Source organism: Streptomyces longispororuber, assembly GCF_014656095.1.
Classification (GTDB): Bacteria; Actinomycetota; Actinomycetes; order Streptomycetales; family Streptomycetaceae; genus Streptomyces; species Streptomyces longispororuber.
Genome location: NZ_BNBT01000013.1, coordinates 41,563 through 57,498 on the forward strand (window position 1 = coordinate 41,563; position 15,936 = coordinate 57,498).

The 15,936-nt window shown below is 75.0% G+C and carries 14 protein-coding genes; 9 read left to right on the plus strand and 5 right to left on the minus strand.

Features of this window, described 5'->3' with window-relative positions; translation table 11 throughout:
• Nucleotides 1-38 precede the first annotated feature (38 nt).
• Nucleotides 39-1,343, minus strand: coding sequence for an alpha/beta fold hydrolase (locus IE330_RS07040; RefSeq protein WP_373314585.1), 1,305 nt, complete (start codon nucleotides 1,341-1,343; stop codon nucleotides 39-41).
• Nucleotides 1,344-1,512: 169 nt separating this feature from the next.
• Here IE330_RS07040 and IE330_RS07045 point away from each other — a divergent pair, with 169 nt between their 5' ends.
• The 4 genes from IE330_RS07045 to IE330_RS07060 are packed head-to-tail and all read left to right on the plus strand — an operon-like array spanning nucleotide 1,513 to nucleotide 5,635.
• Nucleotides 1,513-2,268, plus strand: coding sequence for a (Fe-S)-binding protein (locus tag IE330_RS07045; protein WP_190134991.1), 756 nt, complete (start codon nucleotides 1,513-1,515; stop codon nucleotides 2,266-2,268).
• The gene (locus tag IE330_RS07050; RefSeq protein ID WP_190134992.1) at nucleotides 2,265-3,797 is read left to right on the plus strand and encodes a LutB/LldF family L-lactate oxidation iron-sulfur protein; all 1,533 of its coding nucleotides are present in this window, start codon (nucleotides 2,265-2,267) and stop codon (nucleotides 3,795-3,797) included. The genes IE330_RS07045 and IE330_RS07050 overlap by 4 nt, the downstream gene beginning before the upstream one ends.
• Nucleotides 3,790-4,449 (plus strand): LutC/YkgG family protein, encoded by a 660-nt coding sequence (locus tag IE330_RS07055; protein ID WP_190134993.1) that lies wholly within the window; start codon nucleotides 3,790-3,792, stop codon nucleotides 4,447-4,449. Before IE330_RS07050 ends, IE330_RS07055 begins: the two co-directional genes overlap by 8 nt.
• A 22-nt stretch (nucleotides 4,450-4,471) precedes the next feature.
• Nucleotides 4,472-5,635: a betaine/proline/choline family ABC transporter ATP-binding protein gene (locus IE330_RS07060; RefSeq protein ID WP_190134994.1), complete on the plus strand. Its 1,164-nt coding sequence runs from the start codon at nucleotides 4,472-4,474 to the stop codon at nucleotides 5,633-5,635.
• A 146-nt stretch (nucleotides 5,636-5,781) separates the two neighbouring features.
• Here IE330_RS07060 and IE330_RS07065 read toward each other — a convergent pair whose 3' ends face one another.
• Genes IE330_RS07065 through IE330_RS07080 form a run of 4 tightly spaced genes read right to left on the minus strand, consistent with a single transcriptional unit; the run spans nucleotide 5,782 to nucleotide 8,758 of the window.
• On the minus strand, nucleotides 5,782-6,423 hold the full coding sequence (locus tag IE330_RS07065) for a class I SAM-dependent DNA methyltransferase (protein ID WP_190134995.1): 642 nt from the start codon (nucleotides 6,421-6,423) through the stop codon (nucleotides 5,782-5,784).
• A 33-nt stretch (nucleotides 6,424-6,456) separates the two neighbouring features.
• On the minus strand, nucleotides 6,457-7,407 hold the full coding sequence (locus IE330_RS07070) for an ABC transporter substrate-binding protein (protein ID WP_190134996.1): 951 nt from the start codon (nucleotides 7,405-7,407) through the stop codon (nucleotides 6,457-6,459).
• Nucleotides 7,404-8,084: an ABC transporter permease gene (locus IE330_RS07075; RefSeq protein ID WP_190134997.1), complete on the minus strand. Its 681-nt coding sequence runs from the start codon at nucleotides 8,082-8,084 to the stop codon at nucleotides 7,404-7,406. Before IE330_RS07075 ends, IE330_RS07070 begins: the two co-directional genes overlap by 4 nt.
• Complete coding sequence (locus tag IE330_RS07080; protein WP_190134998.1) at nucleotides 8,081-8,758, minus strand: ABC transporter permease; 678 nt, start codon at nucleotides 8,756-8,758, stop codon at nucleotides 8,081-8,083. Before IE330_RS07080 ends, IE330_RS07075 begins: the two co-directional genes overlap by 4 nt.
• Before the next feature lie 744 nt (nucleotides 8,759-9,502).
• Between IE330_RS07080 and IE330_RS07085 the strand changes: the two genes are divergently transcribed.
• The 5 genes from IE330_RS07085 to IE330_RS07105 all read left to right on the plus strand — a co-directional run bounded on the left by IE330_RS07085 (nucleotide 9,503) and on the right by IE330_RS07105 (nucleotide 15,931).
• Entirely contained in the window at nucleotides 9,503-11,011 is a 1,509-nt protein-coding gene (locus tag IE330_RS07085) for a glycoside hydrolase family 3 protein (RefSeq protein ID WP_190134999.1), read from the plus strand.
• 675 nt (nucleotides 11,012-11,686) lie between these two features.
• Nucleotides 11,687-12,715, plus strand: a complete 1,029-nt coding sequence (locus tag IE330_RS07090; protein ID WP_190135000.1) for a phytanoyl-CoA dioxygenase family protein — start codon at nucleotides 11,687-11,689, stop codon at nucleotides 12,713-12,715.
• Between the two features lie 14 nt (nucleotides 12,716-12,729).
• On the plus strand, nucleotides 12,730-14,061 hold the full coding sequence (locus IE330_RS07095) for a DUF6271 family protein (RefSeq protein WP_190135001.1): 1,332 nt from the start codon (nucleotides 12,730-12,732) through the stop codon (nucleotides 14,059-14,061).
• A 19-nt stretch (nucleotides 14,062-14,080) separates the two neighbouring features.
• The gene (locus tag IE330_RS07100) at nucleotides 14,081-15,295 is read left to right on the plus strand and encodes a type III PLP-dependent enzyme (RefSeq protein ID WP_190135002.1); all 1,215 of its coding nucleotides are present in this window, start codon (nucleotides 14,081-14,083) and stop codon (nucleotides 15,293-15,295) included.
• Nucleotides 15,296-15,931, plus strand: coding sequence for a GNAT family N-acetyltransferase (locus IE330_RS07105; RefSeq protein ID WP_190135003.1), 636 nt, complete (start codon nucleotides 15,296-15,298; stop codon nucleotides 15,929-15,931).
• Nucleotides 15,932-15,936: the final 5 nt, after the last annotated feature.

Below are 15,936 nucleotides of genomic sequence, written 5' to 3' on the forward strand. Positions count from 1 at the left end.
GCGCAGCCTATCCAGCGGCCGCGCGCGTCCGGCCGGGGTCAGATCTCGCCCCGGACGAGGCCGAGGAGCCGGTCGAGGACCCGGGGGCCGCTCACGCGCAGTCCGTCGTGCTCGTACTCGTCCGTGACCCAGGTGCGCAGGCCGCGGATCGCCCGCGCGGTGCGCAGGGAGTCGGCGGTGTCGACGTACAGGTCGTCGTGGTAGACGGCGGCGGCCGCCGGCACCTCGTTGGCGGCCAGGCGTTCGGCGTCGTACAGCGGGGCCCAGTCGGTGCGCGCGGCGAGCAGCTCGGCGGTCTCGCGCAGCGGCCGCAGCGCCGGGTCGCAGTCGAACATCCAGCGCTGGACGGCCTCCCCGGTGAACAGGACGGGTTCGCCGCCCGCGAGGCTCTTGGCCGCGTCGAACCGGGGGAACTCGGCCCGCACCCGCTCGGCGGACCAGGCGGTGGGCCGCCCGCCCTGGGCGTAGCAGGCCTCGTGCAGGACGGCGTACAAGGGGTGCGCCGCGTACGACAGGAGGGCCTGGACCTGCTCCTGGAAGGCGTCCGAGAGGGCGGGTCCCGCGCTGGTGCGGACGAAGGCGTCCTCCAGGAGGTAGTGCAGGCGGTGGCTGCCGTCGCCGGTGCCGAGCAGGATGCCGAGGGACTGGAAGGCCTCGGCGGTGAGGCGGTAGCCGCCGTTGAGGACCGGCTCGTGCTCGGCGGCGTACTCGGCGATCCGCCGGGCGCGCTCGACGTCGCCCGGGTAACGGGCGTAGTGGGCCAGGGACTTGCGCTCCATGCGCGGGTAGGCGGCGCGGTAGACGTCGTCCGCGTGGCCGTCCAGCGTCGGCAGGCCGCCGGTGATCAGCGCGGCGTCCAGGCCCTCGGGCGCGGCGGAGAGGTAGTGGACGGCGCAGAAGCCGCCGAAGCTCTGGCCGAGGACGGTCCAGGGGGCGCCGCCGGTGACCTCGCGGCGGATCGCCTCGCAGTCCCGCACGATCGCGTCGGCGCGGAAGTGCCGCAGGTAGTCGGCCTGTTCGCGGGGGCCGCCGCGCAGCGGCAGCGTCTGGCGGTTGGCGGGCGCCGAGGCGCCGGTGCCGCGCTGGTCGAGGAGCAGCACGCGGTAGTCGCGCAGGGCCCGCCCGAGCCAGGCCTGGGCGCCCGCGAACCGGTGCGCGCCGAAGCCGGGGCCGCCCTGGAGGTACACCAGCCAGGGCAGCCGCGCGTCCTGCCGGGAGGCGGCCACGCACTCCCGGGCGAACAGCTCGATCCGCTCCCCCGCCGGGTCGCCGTGGTCGAGCGGCACCTGGAAGCGGCGGTCGGTGAGCACGACCCCGGGCTGGCGGTACTGACGGTACGTCACGGTCAAGGCGACTCCTACGGCACGGCTGCGGCACGGCTGCGGCGGGGCCGCAGCAGGTCATGGGCCGCCCGGGTGCGCGGGCGGGCCGGTCGGGCGAGAGGCTCCCCCAGGGCGCCCCCGCCAGATTACGCTGCCCATACATCCGATGATCGACGAGGAGGCACGCGCCATGCGTATCGCTCTCTTCCTGACCTGCGTCAACGACACGCTGTACCCGAACACCGGCCGTGCCACCGTGAAGCTCCTGACCAGGCTGGGCGTCGACGTGGACTTCCCGGAGGCGCAGACCTGCTGCGGCCAGGCGCACTACAACACCGGCTACCGCCATCAGGCCGAGCCGCTCGCCCGGCACTTCTCCGATGTCTTCCGGGGCTACGAGGCGATCGTGACGCCCTCCGGATCGTGCGGCGCGATGGTGCGCGAGCTCTACCCGCGCCTCGGTGAGCGGGCCCGGGCCGAAGGCCGCGGCGGCGGGCTCGCGGCGGCCCTGGCGCCCGTGGTGCCGCGGACGTACGAGCTGACCGAGTTCCTCGTGGACGTCCTCGGCGTCACCGACGTCGGCGCGTACTACCCGCACACGGTGACGTACCACCCGACCTGCCACGGCCTGCGCTCGCTCGGCCTCGGCGAGCGGCCCCTGCGGCTGCTGCGGGCCGTGCGCGGTCTCGAACTCGTGGAGCTGCCGGGCGCCGAGGAGTGCTGCGGCTTCGGCGGCACCTTCGCGGTGAAGAACCCGGACGTCTCGGCGGCGATGGGCGCCGACAAGGTACGCCACGCCCAGTCCACCGGCGCCGAGGTGCTGTGCGCGGCGGACAACTCCTGCCTGATGCACCTCGGCGGCACGATGGCGCGGCTGCGGACGGACATGCGGCCGGTGCACATCGCGGAGATCCTGGCCGGCACGGAGGAGGAGGTCCTGGCATGAGCGGCACCTTCCTGGGCATGCCGGCGTTCCCGGAGGCCGCCCGCGCCGCCGTGCGCGACGCCACCCTGCGCGCCAACCTCCGCCACGCCACGCACACCATCCGCGACAAGCGCGCCCGCGCCGTCGCCGAGCTGGACGACTGGGCGGAGCTGCGCGAGGCGGGCAAGCGCATCAAGGACCACACGCTGCGCCACCTGGACCACTATCTGCTGCGTCTGGAGGAGGCGGTCACGGCGGCGGGCGGCACCGTGCACTGGGCGGCCGACGCCGACGAGGCCAACCGCGTGGTGACCCGCCTGGTCCAGGAGACCGGCGAGCGGGAGGTCGTCAAGGTCAAGTCCATGGCCACGCAGGAGATCGGCCTCAACGAAGCCCTGGAGGCCGCGGGCATCCGCGCCTACGAGACCGACCTCGCCGAGCTGATCGTGCAGCTCGGCCGGGACCGGCCCTCGCACATCCTGGTGCCCGCCATCCACCGCAACCGCGGCGAGATCCGGGACGTCTTCCGCACCGAGATGGGGCGCTGGGGCCGCCCCGCCCCGGACGGGCTCACCGACAGCCCCGCCGAACTCGCCGAGGCCGCGCGGCTGCACCTGCGGGAGAAGTTCCTGCGCGCCAAGGTCGGCATCTCGGGCGCCAACTTCATGGTCGCCGAGACCGGCACGCTCGTCGTCGTCGAGTCCGAGGGCAACGGCCGCATGTGCCTGACGCTGCCGGAGACCCTCATCTCCGTCGTCGGCATCGAGAAGGTCGTGCCCACGTGGCGGGACCTGGAGGTGTTCCTCCAGACCCTCCCCCGCTCCGCCACGGCCGAGCGCATGAACCCGTACACGTCGATGTGGACCGGTACGAGCGGCGGCCCGCGCGGGGAGGGCGACGGGCCGCGCGCCTTCCACCTGGTGCTGCTCGACAACGGCCGCACCGACACCCTCGCCGACGACGTCGGCCGCCAGGTGCTGCGCTGCATCCGCTGCTCGGCGTGCCTCAACGTGTGCCCGGTGTACGAGCGGGCGGGCGGGCACGCCTACGGCTCGGTGTACCCGGGGCCCATCGGCGCCGTCCTCGGCCCGCAGCTCCGCGGCACACAGAGCGCGCTGGACGCCTCGCTGCCCTACGCGTCCTCGCTGTGCGGCGCGTGCTACGACGTGTGCCCGGTCGCCATCGACATCCCGGAAGTGCTGGTGCACCTGCGGGAGCGGGTCGTCGAGGGCGGCGAGGTGACCCGGCGGGGCGTACGGGTCCGGCTGAGGCCCGCCCGGGGGCACGCGGCCGAGCGGGCGGCGATGCGGGCCGCGCGGTGGGTGTTCGGGCGCCCGGGGGCGCTGCGCGCGGGCCAGCGCCTGGCGTCCCGCACCCGGGGCGTCCATCCGCGCGCCCTGCCCGGGCCCGGCAGGGCGTGGAGCGCGAGCCGGGACCTGCCGGAGGTGCCCGCCGAGCCGTTCCGGGACTGGTGGCGCCGTACGCGTACGGAGGCCGCGCGGACGGGGACTGCGCCCACGGAGGCAGGAAAGGCGGTGCGCGGTGAGTGACAGGGACGTGGTCCTCGGGCGGATCGGGCGGGCCCTCGGGCCACGCCCGCGGGACCCGGACGTGACGTACGAGGACGCCGTCGCCCGTGCCTACCGGCGCGGCCCCGGCGACGGTGCGCGGGAGCGGGACTCCGGCGTGCTCGACCTGCTCGCCGAGAACCTGGCCGACTACCGGGCCGTCGTGCACCGCGCGGACGGCGACGGCCTCGCGGACCTGCTGGCCCGGCTGCTCGCCGCGCGCGGCGCGCGCAGGGTGCTCGTGCCGCCGGGCCTGCCGCCCACCTGGCTGGCCGAAGCCGCCGTCGAGCAGGTCCCCGACCGGGCGGCCGACACCGCGTACGACCTCGACCGCGTCGACAGCGTGGTGACGGGCTGCGCGGTCGCGATCGCCGGTACGGGCACGCTCGTCCTGGACGGCTCGCCCGACCAGGGCCGCCGCCGGGTCACCCTGGTCCCCGATCACCACGTGTGCGTCGTCCGGGTCCCGGACCAGGTCGTCGCGTCCGTGCCCGAGGCGCTCGGGCGGCTCGACCCGCGCCGCCCGCTGACCTGGATCTCCGGGCCGTCCGCGACCAGTGACATCGAACTGGACCGGGTCGAGGGCGTGCACGGGCCCCGCACCCTGGAGGTGGTGCTGGTGAGCGGGGTGTGACGGGCGCGGTTAGCGTGAGGGAATGATCCGGTTCGAGCACGTGACCAAGCGCTACCCGGACGGGACGACGGCCGTGGACGACCTCTCCTTCGAGGTCGCCGAGGGCGAGCTGGTCACGCTCGTGGGCCCGTCCGGCTGCGGCAAGACGACCACGATGATGATGGTCAACCGGCTCGTCGAGCCCACGTCGGGCCGCGTCCTCGTGGACGGCGCGGACGTCGCCGGCGTCGACCCCGTGCGGCTGCGCCGCCGCATCGGCTACGTCATCCAGCAGGTCGGCCTCTTCCCGCACCGCACGGTCCTGGACAACGCGGCGACGGTGCCCGCGCTGGTCGGCTGGAAGCGGGCCAGGGCGCGGGCCCGCGCCGCCGAGCTCCTGGACCTGGTGGGCCTCGACCCGAAGACGTACGGCTCGCGCTACCCGGAGCAGCTCTCCGGCGGGCAGCGCCAGCGCGTCGGCGTGGCCCGGGCGCTGGCCGCCGACCCGCCGGTGCTGCTGATGGACGAGCCGTTCGGCGCCGTCGACCCGGTGGTGCGGGAGCGGCTGCAGAACGAGTTCCTGCGGCTCCAGCGGACCGTGCGCAAGACCGTCCTGATGGTCACGCACGACATCGAGGAGGCCGTGCGGCTAGGGGACCGGGTCGCGGTGTACGGGCAGGGCCGCATCGAGCAGTTCGACACGCCGGGCGCGGTCCTCGGGGCGCCCGCGACCCCCTACGTCGCCGAGTTCGTGGGCGCCGACCGGGGCCTGAAGCGGCTGTCGGTGACCGCGATCGAGGCGGACGACCTGGAGCAGCCGCCGCTGGCCCGCCTGGACGAGCCCGCCGGCCGGGCGGCGGCCCGGCTGCGGGCCGAGGGCGCGCGCTGGGCGGTGGTCCTGGACGCGGGCGGCGATCTGCACGGCTGGGTCGGCGTCGACGAGGTGACGCCCGCCGGGGAGGGCGCCACGGTCGGCGACCTGGCCCACCGCATGAACGCCTGGCTGCCCGTGGGGGCCTCCCTGAAGCAGGCGTTCGGCGTGATGCTCCAGCACGACGCGGGGTGGGTCGCCGTGGTGGACGGGGCCCGCTTCGTGGGGGTCCTGACCCCGGCGAAGTTGCACGAGGCGCTGCGGCGGTCGGTGGACGCGGAGGCCCAAGGGGTGGGCAGGGACGAGGTGGAGTTCTCCTCCGTCTCCGACGCGTAGCGCTGCGCCGGCTGAGCGGGGGTGGGGCGGGGGTGTCCCCCCGGCCCTTTCCCCCCTTTTTGGTGGGTGCCCCTTGCTGCCCGTTTTTGTTCTGTGTGTTTGTTGTGGCTGGGCGCGCAGTTCCCCGCGCCCCTTTGGGGGCGCTTTCAGAGGCGGCGGGTTAGGAGGTAGGAGCGGGGGGTGGGGGCCTCTTGGGGGTGGGGGGGTCGTTCCAGGCGGGCTTCCAGGGTGAAGCCCGCTTCCGTCAGGAGGTCGGCCACGGCGTCGGTGGACAGGAAGTGGAAGTCGAGGTTCACGTCGTGGCCCCACCAGTCGTCCAGGTGGCGGATCTCGGTGCCCCGGTGGAAGGAGACGAGCAGCAGGCCGGAGGGGCGCAGGACGCGGTGGGCCTCGGTGAAGGCGGGCAGCAGTTCGTCGGGGGCGAGGTGGATGATCGTGTAGAGGGCGACGGCCGCGGCGAACTCGCCGTCCTCGGCGGGCAGGTCGAGCAGGTCGCCCTGGCGGAACTCCACCGCCGGGTGGCGGCGGCGGGCCTCGGCGACCATGCCCGGGGACAGGTCGACGCCGACGGTCCGGGCGCCCAGGGCGGTGAGGTGGGCGGCCACGTGGCCGGGGCCGCAGCCGAGGTCGGCGATCGGGCCGTCCAGGCCGGTCTGCTCCACCAGGGCGGCAAGGAGCGCACGGTCGAGGGGCTTGGCGTCGAGTTCGTCGTGCAGCCGGGTCGCGTACTCCTCGGCGACGGTGTCGTAGCTGCGCCGGACGGCGTCGTGGTTCCGGTGATCGGCCATGCGGGTCAGCATGGCAGTTGCGGCGGCGGGCTCCTACAGCAGCCCCTTGTCCTTGAGGTATGCCTTCGCCACGTCCTCCGGGAGGCGCCGCCAACTGTCGACCCGGCGGTTCATGTCCGCCAAGTCCCCCGTGGTGAGCACGGTGTTGAGGCGGCCGAGGGCACGGGCGACGCGGTCGCCGCCCGCACGGGAGCGGTTGACCACGGGCACCACGGCGTCGGCGTTCTGCAGGCGCTTGTCGTCGGCGAGCAGCACGAGGCCGAACGCGTCGAGGGTGGCGTCCGTGGACGTGGTGAGGACCATCTGGTCCCGGCCGCTCTGCACCGCCTTCTTGGCCTGGGTGGTGCCGACGCCCTTCGGGTCGACGGCGGTCACGTCGATGCCGTACACCTTCTTGAGCCCGGGGGCGCAGTACGGCCGCCGTACGCACTCGTCGCCCGCGGCGAGCCGCACCTTCAGGCCCGAGGCGCCCAGGTCGGTGAGGGTCTTCAGACGGTGTTCGCGCGCGTACGAGGCGGCGACCGCGAACGCGTTCTGGTCGACGGCCCTGCCGGGGTCGAGGACGGCCAGGCCGCGCGGCGCGGCGAGCGCGCGCAGGGCCCGCATGGTCCTGCCGAGGTCGGGGGAGCCGACGGGCTCGGCGTCCGCGCCGTGGGCCTTGGCGTTCAGCCAGTCGGCGAACGTCGCCGCGTACTCGGGCACGACGTCGATCTGCCCGGCCTCCAGGGCGGGTTCGTACAGCTCCCGGTTGGCGACGGACAGGAACTCCGTGTCGTACCCGGCGTCCTCCAGGAGCAGCGCGTACATGTGCGCGAGCAGGTCGCTCTCGGTGAAGCCCGCCGAGCCGACGACGAGGTGGTCGCTGTCGCCCGGCGGCCCGGTGACGTCACCGCGGTCCTCCAGGGCGGGGCCCGTGGCGCACCCGGCGGTGAGCAGGGCGGCCAGGGCGAGGGCGGCGCCGGCCAGGCGGGGGCGCCACGTCATCGCGCCCTGCCCCGGCGCCGGGCCCGGCCGGGCGCGAGCCGCTCGGCCGCCTCGAAGAGGCCCTCGACGACGAGGGCGAACGCGGCGACGAGCACCGCCCCGGCGACGACCTGCGGGGTGCTGGCGAGGTTGAAGCCCGCGGTGATGATCCGGCCGAGGCCGCCGCCGCCCGCGAGGGCCGCGAGGGTGGCGGTGGCGACGAGCTGGACGGCGGCGACGCGCACCCCGCTCATGATCAGCGGCAGCGCGAGCGGCGCCTCGACCCGCCACAGGAGCTGCCACCCGGTCATGCCCATGCCGCGGGCGGCCTGGACGACGCCGCGGTCGACCCCGCGCATGCCGACGTAGGCGTTGGTCAGCAGCGGCGGCACGGCGAAGAGGACCAGGGCGACGACGGTGGGCCCCTGCTCCCAGCGGCCGACCGGCGTGAGCAGCAGCAGGACGAGGACCGCGAAGGTCGGCACGGCCCGCCCGGCGTTGGAGAGGTTGACGGCGAGGGCCCCGCCCTTGCCGAGGTGGCCGAGGACGAGCGCGACGGGCAGCGCGACCAGGCAGCTCAGCAGCAGGCACACCACGGTCAGCACGAGGTGCTGGGCGAGCCGGTGCCCGATGCCGTCCTCACCCGCCCAGTGCGCGGGGTCGCCGAGCCAGGCCCAGGCGTCGCCGAGGGTCGTCACGCGCGCGCCGCCCTCGTCCAGGGCGTGAGCAGCCGCTGGACGCCGAGCAGCAGCACGTCGGCGGCCACGGCGATGACCACGCACAGCACGGAGGCGGTGAGGACCTGCGCCTTGAAGTAGGTGTTCATGCCCGCGTAGATGAGGTTGCCGAGGCCCCCGAAGCCGACGATCGCGCCGACGGTGACGAGCGAGACGGCGGAGACGGTGGCGATGCGCAGGCCCGCCATGGCGGCGGGCAGCGCGAGCGGCAGTTCGACGGCCAGGAGCAGCCGGAAAGGCCCGTAGCCCATGCCGCGGGCGGCCTGGCGGGTCTCCTCGGGCACGGCGCGCAGCCCGGCGAGGATGTTGCGCACGAGCAGGGTGAGGGAGTAGAGCACGAGCCCGGCGACGACGAGCGACGCGGACAGGCCGTACACGGGCAGCAGCAGCGAGAACATCGCGAGGGACGGGATCGTGTACAGGACGGTGGTCAGGCCGAGGACGGGTCCCGCCGCGAGCCGCCAGCGGCGGGCCACGAGGGCCAGCGGCAGCGCGACGGCCAGCGCGGTCAGGACGGAGACGGCGGTGAGCTCCAGGTGCTGGAGGACGGCGTCGAGCAGGATGTGGCGGCGGGTGCTCAGGTACGTGCCGCAGATCCACTCGTTGCGGGCCAGGCAGTCGTCCGGGGGCGTCACCCGTCCATTCCACCGGCGGGCGGACGGGACGGCGCGTGGTGTTGGCCCGTACGGGGGCCGCCACGGGGGCGCCCGCCCGGGGTGGACGGGTTCTGCCAGGTGGGGCGGGGAGGCCCGGCGGGGCCGTGGGGGCAGACGGACGGCCGGGGGGCCGCGCCCCCCCACTCCGCCAGGCCGGAGGCGCTGGGCCGGGCGCCCGCAGCCCCTCCCCGCTCCGGCAGGCCGGGCGTCCGCGGCCCCATCCCACTCCGCTCGGGCGGAGGCGCTGGGCCGGGCGTCGGCAACTCCGCTCGGGCGGAGGCGCTGGGCCGGGCGTCGGCAACTCCGCCCCACCCCGGCAGGCCGGGCACCCGCGGCCGCCCCACCCCGGCAGGCCAGGCGTCCACCGCACCCTCCCGCCCCGGCCGACCGGCCGCTCGGCACCCGCCCCCACCAGCGCCGATCCCCGCGGCCAGGTGGCTCGCCGACCGGGCCCCGGCGCCCTCGGCGGCACCGCCTTCGGCGGGACGTGCTCCGCCGCCCGGGGGAGTACGCGTACGCCGCGGCGCGCCGAGGCGGTGGACGCCCGGGGGTGCCGGAGGGCGCAAGTCACCTCTCGGCCAGGGCAATTAAGGCCATACCGACGCAACGGGACTCCTTGACACCCCGGATTGGTATAGGCCAACATCCGGCTCGGTCGCCCGCTTCGCCGCGGTCCACCGATGCCGACCGCACTGCCCGCCGCGCGCCCCTGTGGAGGTCCCCATGGCAAGCACCAGTCACCCGCACCTCACCCGTCTTGCCAACGCCGTCCTCCAGCCCGGTTTCGTGGGCACGACCGCGCCGGACTGGGTGCGGCGCAGGATCGCCGACGGGCTGGCCTCCGTGGTGTTGTTCGGGCGCAACATCGAGAGCCCGGAGCAGGTCGCCGCGCTCACCGCCGCGCTGCGCGCCGAGAACCCCGACCTGATCGTGGCCATCGACGAGGAGGCGGGCGACGTGACCCGCATCGCCGCGCGCACCGGCGCCTCCTGGCCGGGCAACCTCGCCCTCGGCGCCATCGACGACGTTGAGCTGACCGAGCGCGTGGCCCGCGACATCGGCCGCAGACTGCGCGAGATCGGGGTGTCGCTGGACTTCGCGCCGAGCGCGGACGTGAACTCCAATCCGATGAACCCCGTCATCGGCGTCCGGTCCTTCGGCGCCGGCACGGACGTCGTCTCCCGGCACACCGCCGCCTGGATCCGCGGCCTGCAGTCCGCCGGGGTCGCGGCCTGCGCCAAGCACTTCCCCGGCCACGGCGACACCAACGTCGACTCCCACCACGGCCTGCCGCGGTTCACCGCCGACGCGGACGACATCGCCCGCACGGCGCTGCCCCCGTTCACCGCCGCGATGGAGGCGGGCGTCCGCGCCGTCATGACCGCGCACATGCTCGTGCCCGCGTACGACACCGAGCTGCCCGCGACGCTGAGCCCGGCGATCCTCGGCGGCGTGCTGCGCGGGCAGCTCGGCTTCGGGGGCCTGGTCGTCACCGACGGCATCGAGATGGGCGCCGTGTCCGGCCCGTACGGCATCGCGGGGGCCACCGTCCGGGCGGTCGCCGCGGGCGTGGACGCGGTGTGCGTGGGCGGCGAGAACGCCGAGCAGGCCACGGCGGACGAGCTGCGGGACGCCCTCGTGCGGGCGGTGCTCGACGGCACCCTGCCCGAGGAGCGGCTGACCGAGGCGGCGGAGCGGGTACGGGAGTTCGCCGCCTGGTCGGCCGGGCTCGGCCGGGACGCGGCCCCCGCGCCGGACGCCTCCGACATCGGCCTGGTCGCCGCGCGCCGCGCGGTCCGCGTGCACAGCGGGTCCGGCGCCAAGCTGCCCCTGACCGCCGACCCGCACGTCGTCGAGCTGTCCCCGACGATGAGCCTCGCCGTCGACGGCGCCACGCCGTGGGGCGTGGCCGAGCCGCTGCGCGCGCTGCGCCCCGGCACCACCTCCGTGCGCGTCTGCGAAGCCGAACTCGCCGGCGAGGCGGACCTCCTGGACCGGGTCGCCCTCGCGCCCGCGACCGGGCGGGAGCTGGTCGTCGTCGTCCGGGACGCGGCCCGCCACCCCTGGATGTCCCGCGCGCTCACGGGCCTGGTGTCCCGCCGCCCCGACGCCCTCGTCGTCGAGATGGGCGTGCCCGCGGGCGACCGGGTCGGCGCCGTCCACCTGACGACGTACGGCGCCACCCGCGTGTCCGGCATCGCGGTGGCGGAGGTGCTGGCGGGGGCCGCCTGACCCCCAGCTCGCCCGTGACGGAGAGACCCGCGCCGCGGGCGGAGTACGGTCGAGCGGTCAGGTCCGACGGGCCGACACGGCGAAGGCCGTCCGGGAGGCCGAACGGCCCCGTCGCCCCGCCGTGCGGCGGTCTTCAGCCACCGCGTCGCCCCCCTCCGCGACGCGACGGCCGGCGGGGCGTGGCCTGCTGCGCACATGGACGGACACCGTCACGGCGCGTGCGGCAGGCCTCAGCGGACGGTGCCCGCCGGGGCCGCGGGCGGAGCCCGACACTCACCTCCGCACGCCGCTCACCAGGGGTTATGCTCCTTTCGGGCAGCGTACGCGGGCCTGCGGGCACGCCAACACTCCTCGTGGGGACGGGGCTTGACTCCGCCGTTGGCCTGGTCCATCTTTGTAGCAACCCGAGACTGGTCTAGTCCTTTTTGCGGCCACCCGTGAGGGCCGCCGCCCCGCACCAGCCACCACCGTGTGGCCCGAACCCACCCCGGGGGCGCGTCGCGCCCGGCCTCTCCTCGCGGTCCGGTGAACGCCGCAGTTCCCGGCCCGCGCCGGCGGCAGCGCCTCCGCCGTTCCCGACCCGCCTCCGCCCCGAGGCTCCCCCCCACGCGCGGAACCGCGGCGCCGCGGTCGCTCCTGCCCATGTCACCCGCACCCACGTCCAGGAGTACGAGCATGCCCGCATCCGACGCCTACCTCCACCGCGCCGCCTCCGCGACCCCGTACTTCAGCGCCGACGGCGAGACCTACCTCGCCCCGACACCGCTCAAGGACATCCGCAAGTCCCTCCCGCTGCGGGTGCTCTCCGAGGAGGACCACACCTTCTGGCAGACGTACGGCTACGTGGTGGTGAAGGAGGCGATACCCGCCGACGCCGCGCGGCGGCTGCTCGACTTCACCTGGGAGTTCCAGGGCCTCGACCGCGAGCGGCCCGAAACCTGGTACGAGGAGCGGGAGTTCCGCACCGACCTGGAGCGGGACCTGTACGTCTACGGCTTCGTGGAGGCGTACCACCACCAGCTCATCTGGGACAGCCGGCAGACCCAGCGCGTCTACGACGCGTTCGTGGACGTGTGGGACTGCGAGGAGCTGTGGGTCACCCTCGACCGGCTCAACCTCAACCCGCCCAACGTCAGGAACCGCTCCCGCTCGCTCATCGAGCCCACCGACACGGGCTTCGACATCGAGCTGCACTGGGACGTCGACTCCACGCTCAGCGTGCTGCCGCAGCGCGTCCAGGGCATCATCGCGCTGCACGACACCCGTCCCGAGCTCGGCGGCTTCCAGTGCTCGCCGGAGCTGTTCCGCCAGTTCGACCGGTGGAGGCTCGACCAGCCCGCCGACCGCGACCCGGTGCGGCCCGGCGCCGACCGGGAGCGGTTCCCCGTGGTCCGGCCCGAACTCTCGGCGGGCGACCTGCTGATCTGGAACGGCATGCTCGCGCACGGCGTGGCGCCCAACACCTCGGCGGACGGCGTCCGGGCGGTGCAGTACCTGTCGATGATGCCCGCCCTGGAGGAGCACCACGCCCTGCGCAAGTCCCGGATCGAGTCCTGGCGGCACCTGTCCACGCCGGACTGGAACGTCACGCTGGTCGGCGACGCCCGCAAGCACGAGTCCGAGCGCTACGGCACCGCCACGCTCAACGAACTGGGCGAGAGGCTGCTCGGCCTGACGTCCTGGTACGCCGACGACGCCCGGTGAAGCGGAGAGCCGCCATGCGCAAGATCTGCCTCACCCTGCCCACGAACCGGGCGTGCGCCCCGATGGTCACGGCCCTGGGCGCGGAAGCCGCCTACGCCGCCGCGCACTTCGACGTCGAGGTGCACCTGCTGGTCCTCGACTCCTCCACCCCGGACGCCTTCGCCGCCCACGCCCGCGCCGCGCGGGCCCTAACGGAGGTGCCGGGCGTCGTCGTCCACCACCTCGACGAGGCCGCCCAGCGCGCCTTCCTGCGCCAGGTCGTCGAGCGCTCCGGCCTGACCGGGGCCGAGCGGCTCCTCGACCTGATGCTGCCCGCCGGCCTGTCGTACGGCGCGTGCACCAACCGCGCCTTCCTCATCGCGGCCGCCCTCGGCTGCGCGTCCGTGCACCGCCGGGACTCCGACAGCAGCTACCAGGTCCTGGACGGCGAGAGCGTCTTCCCCGTCCACCACGAGCTGACGTCGCTCGGCAGGCGGGCGGGCGACGCGGCCCCCGGCGTGACCGAGACGGCGCTCGACCCGGCGCACGCGGACAAGCCGGTGGTCCTCGTGGGCAGCTCCTTCATCGGCGAACTCTCCGTCGACATCGGCGAGATCCTCGCCCTGGACCCCGCCGTGTACCACGACGTCGTCAGCCTCTGGGCGCCCGCCGCCTGGCCGGAGGAGGAGAAGCGGGCCCTGGTCGAGGAGTCCTTCAAGGGCGCGGGCACCGAGCCGTTCACCGGGGACCGGGCCGTGCTGACCCTCGTCGACCCCATGCGCGTCGACATGTGCAACATCGGCTTCCACCAGGTGCACGAACGCGTCCCGCTGCCCCCGGCGACCGACACCATCGGCAGCGACTACTTCCTGCTGCACGTCGTGTACAACGGCACGCTCCCGGGCGTCCTGCACAACCGCAACATCATCAACTTCTACACCGGCGAGCGGCGCACCGACCCCGGCTTCCACGCGTACCAGACGCGGTTCACCAAGTTCTTCCTGTCGATGCTGTACCTGAACCACGTCTACGCCGGGCTCGCCCGGGCCGGGGCGTCGCTGCTCGACGAGCGGTACGGGGTCCGCGCCGCGCGCGTGGCCGAACTGGTCCGCGCGTCCACGCGCCTGGACACCGCCGAGAACGAGCACCGCCTGGACGTCATCGAGCGCTCGTACCACAAACTCGGCGGCCGCTACGCCGAGTTCGCCGCGACCCTGCCCGCCCGGCGGCAGCGCCTGATCGCCGAGGCCCGCTCGGACATGGAGGACTTCGCGCTGCTCATCGACGCCTGGGGAGCGCTGGTCGGGGCGAGCGCGGGCGTCGACGTGCCGCGCCTGGAGCCGCGCGCGCCCCGGCAGGAACGCTAGCGAGGAACAGGTCATCGACATGTACGTCAGCACACGGCTGCGCGCGGCCCTGGAGGCCGCGACCGAGGACCGCATCGTCTACGACCTGCCGGGCATCGAGGAGCAGTACGACACGCTGCGGCGCGAACTGCCGGGCGTCGACGTCCGGTTCGCGATGAAGGCCTGCCCGCTGGACGAGGTGCTCACCACCCTGGCCCGGCGCGGCGCCGGCTTCGACGCGGCGAGCCCGCACGAGATAACCCAGGCCCTGGCCACCGGCGTGCCGCCCGGGCGGATCCACTACGGCAACACCATCAAGTCCGACCGGAACATCGCCGAGGCGCACCGCCTGGGCGTGCGGGACTACGCGACCGACAGCGTCGAGGACGTCCTCGCGCTCGCGGCGCTCGCCCCCGGCGCCCGGGTCTTCTGCCGCCTCGCCACCGACGGCGAGGGCGCGCTGTGGGGCCTGAGCCACAAGTTCGGCTGCTCCCCCGGTGACGCGCTGCGCGTCCTGGAGACGGCGCGGGACACCGGCCTCACCCCGGCGGGCCTGTCCGTGCACGTCGGCTCGCAGCAGATGACGGCCGAGGCCTGGCGTGCCGCCCTGGAGCGGATGGCCGACGTGGTGGCGGCCCTGGCCCGGCGCGGCATCCACCTGGACCACGTCAACCTGGGCGGCGGGCTGCCCGCGCTCGGCTACCGCGACCGGTACGGCAGGCCCCTCGAACCGCCCCTGGACAAGATATTCGCCGTGATCCGCGAGGGCATGCGGCGGCTGCGGAGCGCCTCCCCGACGCCGCTGGACTTCGTCATCGAGCCGGGCCGCTACCTGGTCGCGGACCACGGCGCCGTCCGGGCCCACGTCTCCCGGCTCTCCGCCCGCGGCCGGGGCGCGGGGGAACGGCGGCACTGGCTGTACCTGAGCTGCGGCAAGTTCAACGGCCTGTACGAGATGGACGCCCTCCAGTACGCGCTGGTCTTCCCCACGCACCCGGACGGGGACCGCGTCCCCGCCGTCGTCGCGGGGCCCACCTGCGACAGCGACGACGCGTACAGCCACGAACTGAGCCCGGTGCGCGTGCCCCGCGCGGCCGCTTCCGGCGACCCCGTGTGGGTCCTCTCCAGCGGGGCGTACGCGACGAGTTACACCACCCAGGGGTTCAACGGCTTCAGCCCGCTGCCGTGCACCTGGGTGCGCGGCGGGCCCGACGGTCCGACCGGGTCGGGGCCGGAGCCGGAAGGGGTGCGGTAGATGGGCGCCGACGCTGCCGCCGGGGCCGGTGCGACCGCCGAAACCAGTGCGCCTTCCGGCATACAGGGTTCGCGGACTCGGCCGTCCGGGGTCCGCATCCGGCACATCGCCGACGGCGACTGGGACCGCGTCGCGGCCCTGGAGGCCGAGGTGTACACCCCGCTCGGCCTCTCCGAGGGCCGGGCCGCGCTCGAGTCGCGGGCCCGCGCCTCGCCCGGCACCTGCTTCGTCCTGGACGACGGGGACGGGGCCGTCGGCTACGTCCTGGCGCTGCCCTACCCGCTGTTCGAGTGCCCCGACCTGAGCCGGGACGAGGGCGCCGCCCTCCCCTCGCGCAACCTGCACCTGCACGACCTCGCCGTCGCCGGGCCCCTGCGCGGCCACGGACTCGCGCGGCGGCTGCTGCGCCACCTGTCGGCGACCGCGCGCTCGCGGACGTACGAGCGGATCTCCCTGGTCGCCGTGGGCGGCAGCGACACCTACTGGGCGGCGCGGGGCTTCGCCGCCCACCCCGAGGTCCGCCTGCCGGACGGCTACGGACCGGACGCGCTGTACATGTCCCTGCCCCTGGCGGCGACGGCCCCGCCGGCCGCCCCGCACCAGGCCACCGACCCACAGGAAAGACGAAGAGGCTGATGCAC

What these genes read in the sequence shown, in the direction of transcription:
- IE330_RS07045 (WP_190134991.1), top strand. Translation starts at nt 1,513, where the DNA reads ATGCGTATCGCTCTCTTCCTGACCTGCGTCAACGACACGCTGTACCCG.
- IE330_RS07050 (WP_190134992.1), top strand. Translation starts at nt 2,265, where the DNA reads ATGAGCGGCACCTTCCTGGGCATGCCGGCGTTCCCGGAGGCCGCCCGC.
- IE330_RS07060 (WP_190134994.1), top strand. Translation starts at nt 4,472, where the DNA reads ATGATCCGGTTCGAGCACGTGACCAAGCGCTACCCGGACGGGACGACG.
- IE330_RS07065 (WP_190134995.1), bottom strand. Translation starts at nt 6,423, where the DNA reads ATGGCCGATCACCGGAACCACGACGCCGTCCGGCGCAGCTACGACACC.
- IE330_RS07070 (WP_190134996.1), bottom strand. Translation starts at nt 7,407, where the DNA reads ATGACGTGGCGCCCCCGCCTGGCCGGCGCCGCCCTCGCCCTGGCCGCC.
- IE330_RS07085 (WP_190134999.1), top strand. Translation starts at nt 9,503, where the DNA reads ATGGCAAGCACCAGTCACCCGCACCTCACCCGTCTTGCCAACGCCGTC.
- IE330_RS07090 (WP_190135000.1), top strand. Translation starts at nt 11,687, where the DNA reads ATGCCCGCATCCGACGCCTACCTCCACCGCGCCGCCTCCGCGACCCCG.
- IE330_RS07095 (WP_190135001.1), top strand. Translation starts at nt 12,730, where the DNA reads ATGCGCAAGATCTGCCTCACCCTGCCCACGAACCGGGCGTGCGCCCCG.
- IE330_RS07100 (WP_190135002.1), top strand. Translation starts at nt 14,081, where the DNA reads ATGTACGTCAGCACACGGCTGCGCGCGGCCCTGGAGGCCGCGACCGAG.
- IE330_RS07105 (WP_190135003.1), top strand. Translation starts at nt 15,296, where the DNA reads ATGGGCGCCGACGCTGCCGCCGGGGCCGGTGCGACCGCCGAAACCAGT.